The organism is Clostridium uliginosum, from assembly GCF_900112485.1.
GTDB classification, from domain to species: Bacteria; Bacillota; Clostridia; order Clostridiales; family Clostridiaceae; genus Clostridium; species Clostridium uliginosum.
Genome location: NZ_FOMG01000001.1, coordinates 83513 through 97870 on the forward strand (window position 1 = coordinate 83513; position 14358 = coordinate 97870).

The 14358-nt window shown below is 27.2% G+C and carries 12 protein-coding genes and 2 pseudogenes; 12 read left to right on the forward strand and 2 right to left on the reverse strand.

The genetic code is table 11. The annotated features are described in order from the left end of the window. Positions 1 to 44: 44 nt before the first annotated feature. The 11 genes and pseudogenes from brnQ (at position 45) to BM027_RS00440 (ending at position 12719) form a co-directional block, all read left to right on the forward strand. Complete coding sequence (gene brnQ / locus BM027_RS00390) at positions 45 to 1400, forward strand: branched-chain amino acid transport system II carrier protein (protein WP_090087511.1); 1356 nt, start codon at positions 45 to 47, stop codon at positions 1398 to 1400. A gap of 372 nt (positions 1401 to 1772) precedes the next feature. Further along, positions 1773 to 3822 (forward strand): annotated as a pseudogene (locus tag BM027_RS00395) (thioredoxin domain-containing protein). Positions 3823 to 4181: 359 nt separating this feature from the next. Then, positions 4182 to 4721, forward strand: coding sequence for a cysteine hydrolase family protein (locus BM027_RS00400; protein WP_090087514.1), 540 nt, complete (start codon positions 4182 to 4184; stop codon positions 4719 to 4721). Between the two features lie 181 nt (positions 4722 to 4902). Then, entirely contained in the window at positions 4903 to 7017 is a 2115-nt protein-coding gene (locus BM027_RS00405; protein WP_090087517.1) for an SPFH domain-containing protein, read from the forward strand. A 292-nt stretch (positions 7018 to 7309) separates the two neighbouring features. Beyond that, positions 7310 to 7438 (forward strand): annotated as a pseudogene (locus BM027_RS00410) (GNAT family N-acetyltransferase); the annotation flags it as partial. A gap of 106 nt (positions 7439 to 7544) precedes the next feature. After that, positions 7545 to 8030, forward strand: coding sequence for a DNA-deoxyinosine glycosylase (locus BM027_RS00415; RefSeq protein WP_090087520.1), 486 nt, complete (start codon positions 7545 to 7547; stop codon positions 8028 to 8030). 1165 nt (positions 8031 to 9195) lie between these two features. Then, positions 9196 to 10002, forward strand: a complete 807-nt coding sequence (locus tag BM027_RS00420; protein WP_423230308.1) for a YitT family protein — start codon at positions 9196 to 9198, stop codon at positions 10000 to 10002. Between the two features lie 182 nt (positions 10003 to 10184). Further along, on the forward strand, positions 10185 to 10382 hold the full coding sequence (locus BM027_RS00425; protein WP_090087529.1) for a hypothetical protein: 198 nt from the start codon (positions 10185 to 10187) through the stop codon (positions 10380 to 10382). A 26-nt stretch (positions 10383 to 10408) separates the two neighbouring features. Continuing rightward, positions 10409 to 11023: a DUF488 domain-containing protein gene (locus BM027_RS00430; RefSeq protein WP_090087532.1), complete on the forward strand. Its 615-nt coding sequence runs from the start codon at positions 10409 to 10411 to the stop codon at positions 11021 to 11023. Positions 11024 to 11188: 165 nt separating this feature from the next. Next, on the forward strand, positions 11189 to 11677 hold the full coding sequence (locus tag BM027_RS00435) for a L,D-transpeptidase (protein WP_090087535.1): 489 nt from the start codon (positions 11189 to 11191) through the stop codon (positions 11675 to 11677). 196 nt (positions 11678 to 11873) lie between these two features. Then, positions 11874 to 12719: a metallophosphoesterase gene (locus tag BM027_RS00440; RefSeq protein WP_090087538.1), complete on the forward strand. Its 846-nt coding sequence runs from the start codon at positions 11874 to 11876 to the stop codon at positions 12717 to 12719. Between the two features lie 240 nt (positions 12720 to 12959). Here the strand turns inward: BM027_RS00440 and BM027_RS00445 are convergent, their stop codons facing one another. Then, complete coding sequence (locus BM027_RS00445; RefSeq protein ID WP_090087540.1) at positions 12960 to 13589, reverse strand: hypothetical protein; 630 nt, start codon at positions 13587 to 13589, stop codon at positions 12960 to 12962. 269 nt (positions 13590 to 13858) lie between these two features. Next, on the reverse strand, positions 13859 to 14086 hold the full coding sequence (locus BM027_RS00450; RefSeq protein ID WP_090087543.1) for a hypothetical protein: 228 nt from the start codon (positions 14084 to 14086) through the stop codon (positions 13859 to 13861). Between the two features lie 103 nt (positions 14087 to 14189). Here BM027_RS00450 and BM027_RS18835 point away from each other — a divergent pair, with 103 nt between their 5' ends. Then, positions 14190 to 14312, forward strand: coding sequence for an oleate hydratase (locus BM027_RS18835; RefSeq protein WP_139209525.1), 123 nt, complete (start codon positions 14190 to 14192; stop codon positions 14310 to 14312). Positions 14313 to 14358 lie beyond the last annotated feature (46 nt).

Sequence of the window (14358 nt, forward strand, 5' to 3'; positions counted from 1 at the left end):
AATAAAATTTTTAATAATATCAAAACATTTAAGGAGGATTATTTATGAAACAAAAGCTAAGCTATCAGCAAAATTTACTGATAGGTTCATTATTATTTGGACTATTTTTTGGTGCGGGTAACTTGATTTTTCCAGTACAAATGGGACAAGAAGCTGGAAACCATATTTTTGCAGCGACTATTGGATTTTTAATTACAGGTGTAGGATTGCCAATGCTTGGGATTATTGCATCAGCTATTTCAAAAAGTGAAAGTTTATTTGATATGGCGAGGCCTATTAGTTCTCGCTATGCAAGTATATTCACTTGCTTATTATACTTAACAATTGGTCCATTATTTGCAATTCCACGTACTGCAACTGTTGCATTTGAGGTAGGAATTCATCCTTTTATTTCAGATGAATATTTGAAGCTCGGACTAATTATTTTCTCATTTATATTTTTTGCTTTTACTATTTATTTTTCATTAAAGCCAGGGCAGATTTTAGATTGGGTAGGCAAATATCTTACTCCTATTTTTTTAGTACTATTATCGATATTATTAATTGCTACATTTGTAAGTTCAATGGGGAAAGTAAGTGAGTATCCAGCTCAAGGAAATTATGCTGCTCAGCCATTATTTACTGGTTTGTTAGATGGGTATAATACTATGGATGCTTTAGCTTCTGTAGCTTTTGCTATTATTATTATTTCTAATATTAAAAAATTAGGTATTAAAGATTCCCGCTTAATTGCTATTGAAACATGCAAATCGGGTTTAGTTAGTATTGTTGCTATGGCTATTATTTATGGGTCATTAGCTTATATGGGAGCTACAAGCTTAGGTAGTGTAAGTCGTGCAGATAATGGAGGAAGTATTTTATCTATGGTCAGCAATCATTACTTTGGTGTTGTTGGTAAAGTATTATTAGCAGCTATTGTAGGAGTTGCATGTGTAAAAACAGCTATTGGTTTAATCACTTCCTGTTCTGAAATGTTTAGTGAAATGTTTCCAAAATCAATTTCCTATAAAAAATATGCTATTATTTTTACACTTTTTTCATTTGTAATTGCTAATTTTGGATTAAGTAATCTTATACAGTTATCTATACCAGTGCTTATGTTTCTTTATCCATTAGTAATTACTTTAATTTTATTGTCGCTATTAACTCCGTTTATTAATAAGCAAAGTGATGTTTATAAATGGACAACTGGGTTAACAATTATTGCAGCATTTTTTGACTTATGTAAATCATTACCACAATATATGCAAGAAAATGTTGTAGTTACACAAATTGTTAATTTTGCTCATTTATATTTACCTGGATTTGATTATGGATTTGGATGGATATTACCAGCACTTTGTGGTTTTTTTATAGGATTAATTATTTGGATTATTCGTAAAAAAAACATACACAGATAAAAAAAGTGCGAAGTGCAACCAAGAACATATAACATTTTTTGATGATACGGAAGTGAAGTAGTAAATTTGTCAGTGGTGTCACTCCAGTTACTATAACCAATAAAAATATTTATATTTCAATACATACAACATCTTATATTATTATAAGGTGTTTTTACTACATTTGGGTACCGCCATTATTAAACAGAACTCAAGGGAATAGACAGTTAAGATGCTTTTATTATATTTTGTGTCTACCAGGGTGGTTACAGTCCAAATTGATTATTTTGGGAGATGTAAATGATATTATGACTTTATTATATAATGCTAAATGCATATATTTTTCAGCAGTAGAGAAACTATTAAAAATAAGAAAAGAAAGAAGGTGATATTATGTTTTCTACAGTAAAAGCCAATAACTTAATAAATGAGAAATCTCCTTACTTGCTTCAGCATGCTTATAATCCTATTAACTGGTATGCATGGAGTGATGAAGCTTTTGATAAAGCAAAAAAAGAAGATAAACCTATATTTTTAAGTATTGGTTATTCATAGATGCGGTTTGTCAACATGTCATTGGTGCCATGTAATGGCACATGAATCTTTTGAAGATACAGAGGTTGCAAAAATTATTAATGAGAATTTTATAGCAATAAAGGTAGATCGAGAAGAAAGGCCTGATGTAGATAGTGTTTATATGACTGTTTGCCAAGCTTTAACTCATCATGGAGGATGGCCACTTACAATAATAATGACTCCAGATCAAAAACCTTTTTTTGCAGGAACTTATTTTCCTAAGAAATCTAGATACAATATGCCAGGGCTTATAGATATTTTATATTCTATAAGCACTCATTGGGAAGATAATAAAAGCAAGCTTATATCATCTAGTGAAAGTATTTTATCAGAGCTTGATAAATACTATGAAGGGGAAAGTAGAAATGTTAAATTAAGTTCTAAAACATTAGAAAATGGTTATAATCAACTTTCACATGTCTTTGATAAAACTTATGGAGGATTTGGAGCTGCTCCTAAGTTTCCAACACCACATAAAATTATGTTTTTGCTTAGATATTATAAAACACATAAAGATATTAAAGCTTTAGAAATGGCTGAAAAAACTTTAGATTGTATGTATAAAGGTGGATTATTTGACCATGTTGGTTTTGGATTTTCTAGATATTCAACTGACAATAAGTGGTTAGTGCCACATTTTGAGAAAATGCTTTACGATAATGCACTATTAATTATTGCATATCTTGAAGGCTATGAAGTTACTAAAAATAAACTATATAAAGATGTAGCAGAAAAAGCATTAGAGTATGTATTTAAAGAGCTTAGAAGTGAAAAAGGTGGATTTTATTGTGCAGAAGATGCAGATAGTGAAGGAGAAGAAGGAAAATATTATGTATTTAATCCTTTAGAAATTTTAGAAGTTTTAGGTGAAGATGATGGAACTTATTTTAATGAATATTTTGATATAACGGCTAATGGAAACTTTGAAAGTAAAAGTATTCCTAACTTAATAAAGAATAGTAATTTTAATAAAGATAATGACAAAATAAATGATTTACGAGAGAGATTACTTGAATATCGAAGTAAAAGAATGAAATTACATAAAGATGATAAAATTCTTACATCTTGGAATGGACTTATGATAGCAGCACTTGCTAAGGCATATAAGGTTCTTGAAGATGAAAGATACTTTGAATATGCTAAAAAGGCAGTTAATTTTATTTTTGATAATTTAGTTGATGAAAATAAAAGATTACTTGCTAGATATAGAGATGAAGAATCTCGTCATAAAGCATATTTAGATGATTATGCTTTTCTTTGCTTTGGACTTATAGAACTTTATGAAAGTAGCTTTGATGTTACATTTTTAAAGAAAGCTATTGATTTAAGCGAAGATATGATTAACTTATTCTGGGATAATGAAAAACAAGGATTTTTCCTTTATGGAGAAGATGGAGAAAAATTAATAGCTAGACCTAAAGAACTTTTTGATGGGGCAATGCCATCAGGAAATTCTGTTGCAGCTTATAATTTAATAAAACTCGCAAGAATTACTGGAGATGCTAATTTTGAAGATATAGCAGAAAAACAACTTGACTTTATTTGTGGAGCTTTATTTAGTGAAGAAATAAATCACTCATTCTTTTTAATTGCAGCATCATTTGCATTAAATCCATCAAAAGAATTAGTATGTGTTATTAAAGATAAAAGTGATGAGGAAAAAATTAAAGATTTACTAAGCGAAAAACAAACATTTAATTTAACAACAATAATTAAAACTAATGAAAATAAAAAGGAGATAGAAGAGATAATACCATTTATTAAAGATTATGATTTTGTAACTGATAAGTCCACATATTATTTATGTGAGGGCAAATCATGCTTATCACCAATTAATAATATTGATGAATTAAAAAAATTACTATAATAGAATGATTATTTGAGATTTAAAATAAAAAATAATCATTCAAAATTTAAAAGTGCACCACAAAGTCTGAGTCATAGATTTTGTGGTGCATTGTTGTCTTTTATTTTATTGTAGATGTAAGCAATAAGGTAGGTAATATTAAGTAGTAAAGATCTCCATAAAGCAACACTTATTGCTCAAAGTTTAAGATTTAGTGATGTATTAAGTAGTCAACAGTGGATGGATAATAAATAATATATATACAGTATTTATAGTGTACAAAATTATTGGGTTATTATAATGTGCTTATAGCATAATTTTGATACTTAAGATATAATAAGTAAAAAAATAGATTATATAATAATTTAGGAGGAATTAATATGAATAAAATAGCATTACTTGTTGTAGATATTCAGGAGGGCTTAGTAGTGAAGAATCCTTTTAATAAGGAAATAACTATTAATAATATAGAGTTATTAATTAAAGAATGTAGAACTAATAATGTAGAGGTGATTTATGTAAGACATGATGGTGGAGAAGGAGATGAATTAGAATCAGGTTCTAAAGGTTGGCAAATTTATGATAAAATAGCACCTAAAAATTCAGAAAAGATTATAGAAAAACAATATAATAGCTCATTTAAAAATACTGAGTTAAAGGAATATTTAGATAGCAAAAATATAGATACACTAATTCTAGTTGGAATGCAAACTGAATATTGTATAGATACAACTTGTAAAGTTGCTTTTGAATATGGATTTAAATTAATTATTCCAGAAGAAACAAATACTACATTTGATAATGGCTGTATATCTGGAAAAGATATATATAAATATTATAACTTTAAGATCTGGAAAAATAGATTTGCAAGATTGGAAAAAGTACAAGATGTTATCAAATTATTTACTAGATCAATTTAAATAACGATTAACTATTGCTATTAATGCACTAAAAAATATATTGGACAAAAGATACAAGAAGAACGTTTACTTGATAAATTTTGTATTATTTAGGTATATTTATATTTGATATTTAAAATATAAAGAGTATTATTTAAAATATTAAGAGTATTATTTAGATAAGTATGAAATTTAGAAAGGAATGATTATATTGGAAAGTATTAAACATGTTGTTTTAATTATAGCTGGTTTAATGGCCTTATATTTATTGATATTTAAGGTATTAGGACTTAGAATAATTGGAACAAATGAAGTGGGGGTTGTGGAGAAGTGGTGGTCTCCAAAAGGAAATTTAAAAGACGGAAAATTTATTGCACTTAATGGAGAAGCAGGATTTCAACCAGATGTTTTGAGAACTGGTATATACCTTAAATCATGTTTAATATATAAAGTTGAAAAATGTCCTTTAGTAACTATACCTCAAGGACAAATAGGATATATATTTGCTAGAGATGGACAACCTTTAAATGAAACTCAAACTTTAGGTAGAGTTGTAGAGTGTGCCAATTTTCAAGATACTAGAGCTTTTTTAGCTAATGGAGGACAGAAAGGGCCACAAAGATCTATTCTTAGAGAGGGAACCTTTGCTTTTAATCTTAGTGCTTTTATTATTTTCACAGAAGCTACTGATTATTATATAAACATTGGCAATAATCTAGAAGTAAAACAGATACAAAGAATGTCTGATGACTTAAGAGCAAAAAATGGTTTTAGACCGCTAGTAATTAAAGAAGGTACTAAAAATGCATTAGGGGAAGCTATTAAAGATCCTATGGGAATTGTAACAGTACAAGATGGACCTTCTTTAGCAAATGGAGAGATAATAGCTCCAGTGGTTGGAGAGGATTCTTCAGACCCAGAAACTTATCATAACAACTTCCAAAATACCGAAGCTTTTTTAAAGGCTGGAGGATATAGAGGAAAGCAGTATCAAGTAATTAGTGATGGTACTTATTTTATAAATCGTTTATTTGCAAGTATAGATATTATTCCAAAGACAATCATTCCTGTTGGTTTTGCAGGGGTAGTAAATTCATTTGTTGGTAAAAAAGGTATTGATGTAACTGATAGCACTTACACTCATGGAGAACTTGTGGAAGAGGGTTGTAAGGGGATATGGGCAAATCCATTAAAACCAGGTAAGTATTCATATAATCTTTCAGCAGGAATTTTAACTCAAGTTCCTACTACTAATTTTATATTGAAATGGGTTCAATCTGAGGTAGGTGGACACAAATTTGATGAAAATTTAAAAGAGGTAACCTTAATAACTATGGATGCTTTTGAACCAACATTACCACTTTCAGTTGTTGTCCATATTGATTACAAAAAAGCGCCTCTAGTTATTCAAAGATTTGGAGATATAAAGAGGTTAGTTGATCAAACCCTTGACCCAATGGTTTCCTCATACTTTAAGAATATAGGTCAAAAAATGACATTAATAGAGCTTATTCAAAATCGTTCTGAAATTCAAAAACAGTCTACTGAGGAAATGAAGTCAAAGTTTCAAAATTATAACTTAGAACTTGAAGAAGTGTTAATTGGAACACCTTCACCAAACGGAGACAAGAAAATTGAAGAAATTCTAAAACAATTAAGTGATAGACAATTGGCCAAAGAAAAGATTGAAACTTATAATAGTCAAATGAAGGCAAGTGAAAAAGAGAAGGAATTAAAAGAATTCCAAGCTAAAGCAGAACAACAATCAGAGCTTACTAAGTCAGAAACTAATATTAAAATTCAAGATAATATTGGTAAAGCAGAACTTCAAAAAGCTAAACAAGATGCTGAAAGACAAAAAACTCTTGCAGATGCAGAATCATATAAGGTTAAGAGACTCGGAGAAGCAGAGGCAGAAATGAAAGCAAGACTTGGTATTGCACAAGCTATTGCCACTAAAGAACAAGTTAATGCTTACGGTGGACCTCAATATCAAGTAATCCAAGATGTAATGACTAAATTTACAGAAGCTATTAAAGAAGGAAAAATTAATATAGTACCTAATAATGTAGTTACTATGGGAGGAGCCGAAAATAGCGGCAATGTAAATGCTGTAGAGAGTCTACTTGCAGTTTTATTATCTGAAAAGATAGGTATTGATTTTAAAACTAATACTGAAGAAAGTGACTTTGCTAAGAAGATGAAAGAAGATATATATAAGAAAATGAATGAAGAAAAAACTGACTATAATGTAAAGTCTAAAGAAGAATGTGAAGTAAAAGAAAAACCTGTTATAGAGCAAAAAGATTTAAAATAAAATTAAGGGACATGAAAGAAAATAATAGACAAGCATATTAGTCTAATATTTTTTAAAATGTCTCTAAGTGTGAAAAGTTAAGCTAAGAAGTCCTAGATATAATCTAGAATTTTTTAGCTTTTTTATTGATATAGACTCTAATCAGGCAATTATTGAATTAATATGGATTGAAAAATTATACTATATAAATATGAAAAATATGGTTTATAAAATGTTATAATTGATTTTATAATCTAATAAACAACAGTAAACATTAAAGTCCTTGCCCATTGCCAAACAACTTGGAATTAACAAAACACTAATTTGTTGTGATAAAGATAATATAGGTTCTGCGAAAACAATTATAAACAATGGTGGAGTTTTAGAAAATGAAGTAATAGAAGATGGAGAAATAACTCAAAGATATTGGATAGAAGTTTAATTTATGAATTAGTTCACATAATACTTAAACATTTGAAGAATTAAAAGCTTATAGAGAAAAGTCAAAAAAATAGTTGACAATTTAAGATGAAGAAAGGATGTTTTATATGTCACAAGTGATACAAACACTTGAACCAATTTATGATGGGAATTCAAAGATATTAATATTAGGTACATTTCCATCTGTAAAATCAAGAGAGGCACAATTTTATTATCAAAATCCTAGAAATAGATTTTGGAAGGTTATATCTGAAATTGTACAATGTAAGGAATATGATACAACTGAACAAAAAAAGAGTATGCTTACAAATAATAAAATGGCAGTTTGGGATGTAATAGAGAGCTGTGAAATTAAAGGTTCAAGTGATAGTAGTATTAAAAATGTAATACCTGCAGATTTAACAATTATATTAGACAATGCTAATATTGAAAAAATATATGCAAATGGAGATAAAGCTTTTAAGCTATATATGAAATACACATATCCAGTAACAAAAAGAGAGATTATAAAGTTGCCTTCAACCAGTCCAGCAAATGCTGCATTTTCATTAGAAAGGTTAATAAAGCATTGGGAAATTTTAAAAGACTATTGATAATATAGTTAATTTAATCTCATTGTCTAACACCAAATATACGTTGCATCTTTTACTTGTTATTTTCTTTAATATGCGTAAGTACTAATATCTGTATGAGCGGTACTATATGTTTTTGTTATTAATTTCATAGTATTATTATTTGCATAATTGAAGAAAATAGTAGTGTAACACTGTGATTAAAATTTTAGGAGGTATAAATGCTATGAGTGAAAAAAAGGATTGCTCTTGTGCAAGCCAACAAGAAAAAGAAAAGAAAGAAAATAATTGTGGAACTAAACATAGTAAAAAGACGCATAAAAAAGACTGATAGTACTTAACTTGTATAATAATCGGAAGAATGAAAATTTTTGACATTCTTCCGACCAACAATAAGTTATGATATTTTAAATTCTTTCTAATAATTTATCATAGTTAATCAATTAAACATTTTCTTTCATAGGCCTAACTTTCCTGGTAGAATATTTTTTTTATTAACATCAAACGATTTTTTAATGTCTAACATATATTCACCTTTCATAACTTCTTTGATTGTTTCAGCAACTAAAAAATAGTTTCGAGTCGTAGCTTTAAGATTTACATCTGAAAAGTTTTTTAGTAAAAATTGCATTAATAGGTTTATGAGTATCACTTTGTACTTCAATACTAAGTAAACTTAATGTTGTTATTTTTTCAACAGTTATAATTTTTCACCTCTTTTATCTTGTTCCATGTAATATGTATGGAAGCAATAGATTAGTACATACTACCATTAAAGATAATTTGCGAAGCAAAATAATCTTTAAAATTAAATAATATGGTATTTATAAATCTATGTTATGATTAATAAGAACATATTTTATGTGAATTAAGTCATGAAAGGAGGAGAATGCAAACTAATAGTTAGCTTTAGGATATCCAATAAGTAAGGTTACATTATAAAAATAGTTTATTTGGTAATTGAAGAAAAAGTATTTCGTATGTTCATATAGTTTAGAATACTTTTGCGTTAATAACTATAATATTGAAGTAAGATGAATACATATAGTAATTTCTTTATTTAATATGCTATAAGCAAATCATTAAACGAAGTTCTAATTCACAAATGTATCAATAAATTTAAAGGAGATGTTATATGAAAAAGAAGCATCACAACGTTTTAGTTAGTATTAAGAAGATCTTTTTTATGATATTAGGTTCAATTTTAGCATCAATAGGTCTTGAGATATTCTTAATACCTAACAATATAATTGATGGTGGAATGACTGGAATATCTATTATTGCAAGTTACTTAACAAATGTTCAACTAGGAATATTTATATTTATATTTAATTTGCCTTTTGTTATTGTAGGTTACAGGCAAATCGGAAAGACATTTGCTATTTCAACTATATTTTCAGTAATATGCTTATCAACAGGTGTAACACTACTTCATCCGGTTTCTGGTATAACACAAGATATACTTCTAGCAACTATATTTGGTGGTATTATACTTGGAGTAGGAGTAGGATTAATTATAAGAAATGGTGGTTCATTAGATGGAACTGAAATTATTGCTATAATCTTAGAGAAAAGAAGTGCATTTTCTATTGGAGAAATAGTGATGTTCTTTAATCTGTTCATATTGGGAAGTTCGGGTTTTATATTTGGCTGGGATAGAGCAATGTATTCTTTAATAGCCTATTTTATTGCTTTTAAGACAATAGATATTACTGTTGAAGGGCTTAATGAATCAAAAGCAGTAATTATTGTATCTGACAAGAATAAGGAAATTTCTGATGCAATAATAGCAAGACTTGGTAGGGGAATTACCTTATTAGATGGAAAAGGTGCCTATAGTGGTACTCAGACGAATGTCATATATGTAGTTTTATCTAGGCTTGAGATAGCTAAATTAAAAAATATTGTAAATGGATTTGATGAAGAGGCATTAATTACAATTACAAGTGTTGAAGGTACTGGGAAAAAATATATAAAGAAAGCCATACACTAAACATTAGTGATTTATATATGTTATTTGGTAAACTTCTTATATCATATAAAAGCATCAGTAATTAAATATAAAAAATAACTTATTAAAATACCATATTATTCAACATGGATTTGTGGTATTTTTTCTTGTACAATTATTTTAATATGGTAAAAATAAAGGTGATTATTTGAGGGGGCGATTATTTGAAATTAAAAGCTCAAAAACTAACAGAGAAACAAGCTAAACAGATATCTACATGGAAATATGAAGGTGAATATGAAATATATAATTTGCCTGCATGGGATGATATGGTTAAAGAGCAATATTCACTATGCGATGAATTAAAAAGAGAAAGATTTATAGCTTATCTTAATGAAGAAAATAAAAACGTAAATATTTAATATGATTATGAAAAGGAGCGTAATATATGGATATATACACAATTGGACATTCAAATTATCCTGTAGAGAAATTAATAGATATGTTAAAGCATTATGATATTAATTGTGTTGTAGATATAAGAGGAACTCCCTATTCTAAATATAATGTTCAATATAATAAAGAAACTATAGCTCATACTTTGACAGAAGCAGGTTTTATATATATTTATATGGCTAAAGAGCTTGCAGCAAACAGAGAAAATAAAGTGTCTTATAATGAAGAAGGATATTCTGATTTTGAAAAAGTGGTTACTGAAAAAGATTTTTTAAAGGGGATTGAACGATTAAAATCAGGATGTGAAAAAGGTTATAAAATAGCACTTCTTGGAGCTATGCAAGACCCAATAAGATGTCATAGAAGTATATTAGTTGGGCGAGCTTTAAGAAAAAATAAATTTAATGTTAAGCATATATTGGATGACTATTCATTAGCATCTCAAGAAAATATAGAAGAAAATCTTTTAAACAAGTATTTCATCAATAGAGCTCAAATAACAATAGATAGTTTGCTTGGAAATTATATGAATGATAAAGAAATGATTGAAGAAGCTTACAGATTAGCGAACAAAGAAATTGGATATAGAATTGAAAACTTAAAATAGGAAGTAAATTATTTCTATATTAAAGCAAGTACATCTTTTGATTTTGATTTGTTTTAATATAAGAATAGTTTTAATATAGAGATTTTGACTTAAATAAGCTCAAAAAAGTCAAAAGTAATACAAGTTACATATACTACTTTTATATTAATAAATAGGACGTTAAATATGAAATTTTTATTTAGACTATTTAGAAGCAAAGAAGATAAAAGTACAAGAGCAGATAATGATAAGTACAATTCTAATATTACAAATTACGTGAATTTAAATAATTTTTCAAGTGCAACTGACTATTTTATTTGGGTAGATCTTAAAAATTTTAAAGTAAATATTTTTGAAGGAAGTACAAATAAATGGGCTTTAGTTCATAGTTATTTATGTACCATAGGGAAATTATCTACGCCAACTCCAAAGGGAACTTATACAGTTGGAGTAAAAGGTCTTTATTTTGGAGTAAATAAAGGATATAAATGTTGGTACTATACTCAATTTAAAGGAAATTATTTATTCCATTCAATAATATATAATTTAGATGGATCTATTAGAGATGGAAGACTTGGAATGGCATTATCTGATGGATGTATACGACTAGCTAAAACAAATGCTAAATGGATTTGGGACAACATTCCTAGTAGAACTAAAGTAGTTATTAGTTAAACAAACAAAATAATAATGTAGAAGTATATATTTATATTTTATTAAATTAAGTTTGAGGGCAAAGATGAATAAATTAGATTACAAAAAATAAAAATCCAAACTCTTATTTACATTTTATAATTGCTATGTTTAAAAGTATACTAGTATTAGTACTGATATTTTTTAATAGAATTCTTAGTATTAATGGAGGAAAAATATGAATAAAAATTTAATGCTTTTATTAGGATTAACTATTACAAGTACCTTTATATATTTTGATAATAATTTATTAAAGGTATCTAAATATAAAGTTAAAAGTAAAAAGATACCACGTGAATTTAATAATTTTAAACTTATGCACTTATCTGATCTTCATAGTAAGAGCTTTGGAAAAGATAATAGTAAACTGATTAAAAAAATTTATATGGAAAATCCTAATATTATTGTGATGACTGGAGATATGGTTAATAAATATGATACTGAATTTGATGAATTCTTAAGGTTGGCTGAAGAGTTAAGTAAAAAGTATGCTATATACTATATTGTAGGAAACCACGAGCAAAGATTAAAAAAGGATAATCTTATTTTCCTTATAAACCAATTAAGAAAACTTGGGATTAGGGTTTTAAATAATGAAAAAATAAAGTTAATTAAAGGTGAAGAGTTTATTAATCTTTATGGAATGAGTATTCCTCTTTTGTATTATAAGGTAGGAAAGAATAAAGTTAATTTTAGAGAAGATACAATGAAAGAACTATTAGGAAACTATAATGATAAAAATTATAGTATTTTGTTAACACATAATCCATTATATTTTGATACATATGCAAAATATAATGTAGATTTAACTCTTTGTGGTCATGTACATGGTGGGATGATAAGGTTACCTTTTATAGGCGCAATACTTTCACCTGAAAGAAAGTTTTTTCCTAAATACAATTCTGGAGAATATGAAATAAATAAGAAAAAGCTTATTGTAAGCAGAGGGATTGGACATAGCATGCCTGGAATAAGAATTTTAAACCGTCCAGAAATAGTGATCATAACTTTATCTTTAAATTAACGCTATGTTTTAATAGAGTATTGATATTTTTATATAATAGCGAACTTGCATTGAAATTTATATAACAATATTAACACGATTTTAAAACATATCGTTAATTAAAAAGTATTGTCTTAAAATTCAAAGTGCACCTAGTTAAAAAGACTGTGTTTACCTAACAAGATGCACTTCATAGTATTATAATATAATCTAGTTATTCTTTTATATTATTAGATAATTAATTCTATATCTATTTTATATTTACTTACATGTTTTAGTTGGAGATCCTAAAAGAAAACCAACACAGCCTGAAACGAAATCTCTCATTTGTGATAGTGGTGCAAGTGAGGTTTCACTTAAATTAGAGGAGTTTCTTGCTATGACTATTACAATGAGAGAAATAACACCGATTACAGTAGCAATTATAATTTGTTGATTGCTTGTTTCTTGTTCAGGGATAGTTTCATCTGGGTGATTTTCAATAGAAATTTCCCCAGTATTATCATTAGAAGATTGAGTTTGATTGGATATAAATCCTATACTATTTTTGGGAGTACTAACATTATCTTTTATTGATTTTGTAGGATTCTCAGCATCTGAGGATAAGGAATTTCCATCTAAAATTTTACCTTTTTTAGAAGAATCATTTTGTTTAGTTACAGATTTTTTAATGAAATTAGCACTTAAAAAATATCCAAAAATAGATGCAGATGTTGTTCTGATTATAACATCAACGCTACTTGTGTCCTGTAAAATAATTTCATGTGAAAATAAGTTATATATAGATTGACTCATGAGAATAATCATAAAAATTATAAGGCATTTGTCAATCAACTTAATTTTTTTTAATGATTTGTTTACTGATATCAATAAGTTACGTAACATATTCATGATATACACCTCTATAATTGTCACCAATATAGATGACTTTTAGTTATAGCACTGTAACATTTTTTCTTGTGTGAATACTTTTTTATTCGTACTGATTTGTATTGATTTATAAAAAAATTTTAATAAAATCCATTATATTTATTATATTAAAAATATTATTAAGTTGTTACATATTTATAAAAACAATAATGATAAGTTAGTTTATATAGAGGAATATAGTAAATATTATTCAAATTAGGATAAGGAAAAATGATAGGCTCTATATTAGTTTAGTATCTTAGTCTATTAGCTAAATAATTTTTGTGTACTGCATTAATGAAAAAACCTGTAATTTCTTCATTAATTTTATTATCCGAATTAGAAGTAACGTTAGTTACTTCTAATTTTTTTATTTGTTTAACAGGGGATATCTTTACATCACTCATTAAAATATCTACTCCTTCTTTTATAATAGATTTCCTTCTTCCTTGTTGATATGTTATGTACATAATTTTCATGGAATATACCTCCTTGATATTATGGTGATTAATTAATGAGAAAACATATATCATCATCAATACATTTAATATATGATTCAAATTAAGTAAACATTACAATAATATTCCAAAATATTTAATTAACTTAGCTTTCATTGGACAATATACAGAATTACCTGATGTTGTATCATTTACAGCTGAAATGTTTGTACGTACAGCTCAAAATGCTGTGTATTCATTTTTTTGATTTACATGATACAAAGGTTATACCTAAATTCTATAAAATGAAAAAC

Bases quoted from the DNA above. Each gene is read 5' to 3' on its own strand.
- BM027_RS00430 (WP_090087532.1), top strand. From the start codon at position 10,409: ATGGATATATACACAATTGGACATTCAAATTATCCTGTAGAGAAATTA.
- BM027_RS00400 (WP_090087514.1), top strand. From the start codon at position 4,182: ATGAATAAAATAGCATTACTTGTTGTAGATATTCAGGAGGGCTTAGTA.
- BM027_RS00435 (WP_090087535.1), top strand. From the start codon at position 11,189: ATGAAATTTTTATTTAGACTATTTAGAAGCAAAGAAGATAAAAGTACA.
- BM027_RS00445 (WP_090087540.1), bottom strand. From the start codon at position 13,589: ATGAATATGTTACGTAACTTATTGATATCAGTAAACAAATCATTAAAA.
- BM027_RS00440 (WP_090087538.1), top strand. From the start codon at position 11,874: ATGAATAAAAATTTAATGCTTTTATTAGGATTAACTATTACAAGTACC.
- BM027_RS00450 (WP_090087543.1), bottom strand. From the start codon at position 14,086: ATGAAAATTATGTACATAACATATCAACAAGGAAGAAGGAAATCTATT.
- BM027_RS00415 (WP_090087520.1), top strand. From the start codon at position 7,545: ATGTCACAAGTGATACAAACACTTGAACCAATTTATGATGGGAATTCA.
- BM027_RS00420 (WP_423230308.1), top strand. From the start codon at position 9,196: ATGATATTAGGTTCAATTTTAGCATCAATAGGTCTTGAGATATTCTTA.
- BM027_RS00405 (WP_090087517.1), top strand. From the start codon at position 4,903: ATGATTATATTGGAAAGTATTAAACATGTTGTTTTAATTATAGCTGGT.
- brnQ (WP_090087511.1), top strand. From the start codon at position 45: ATGAAACAAAAGCTAAGCTATCAGCAAAATTTACTGATAGGTTCATTA.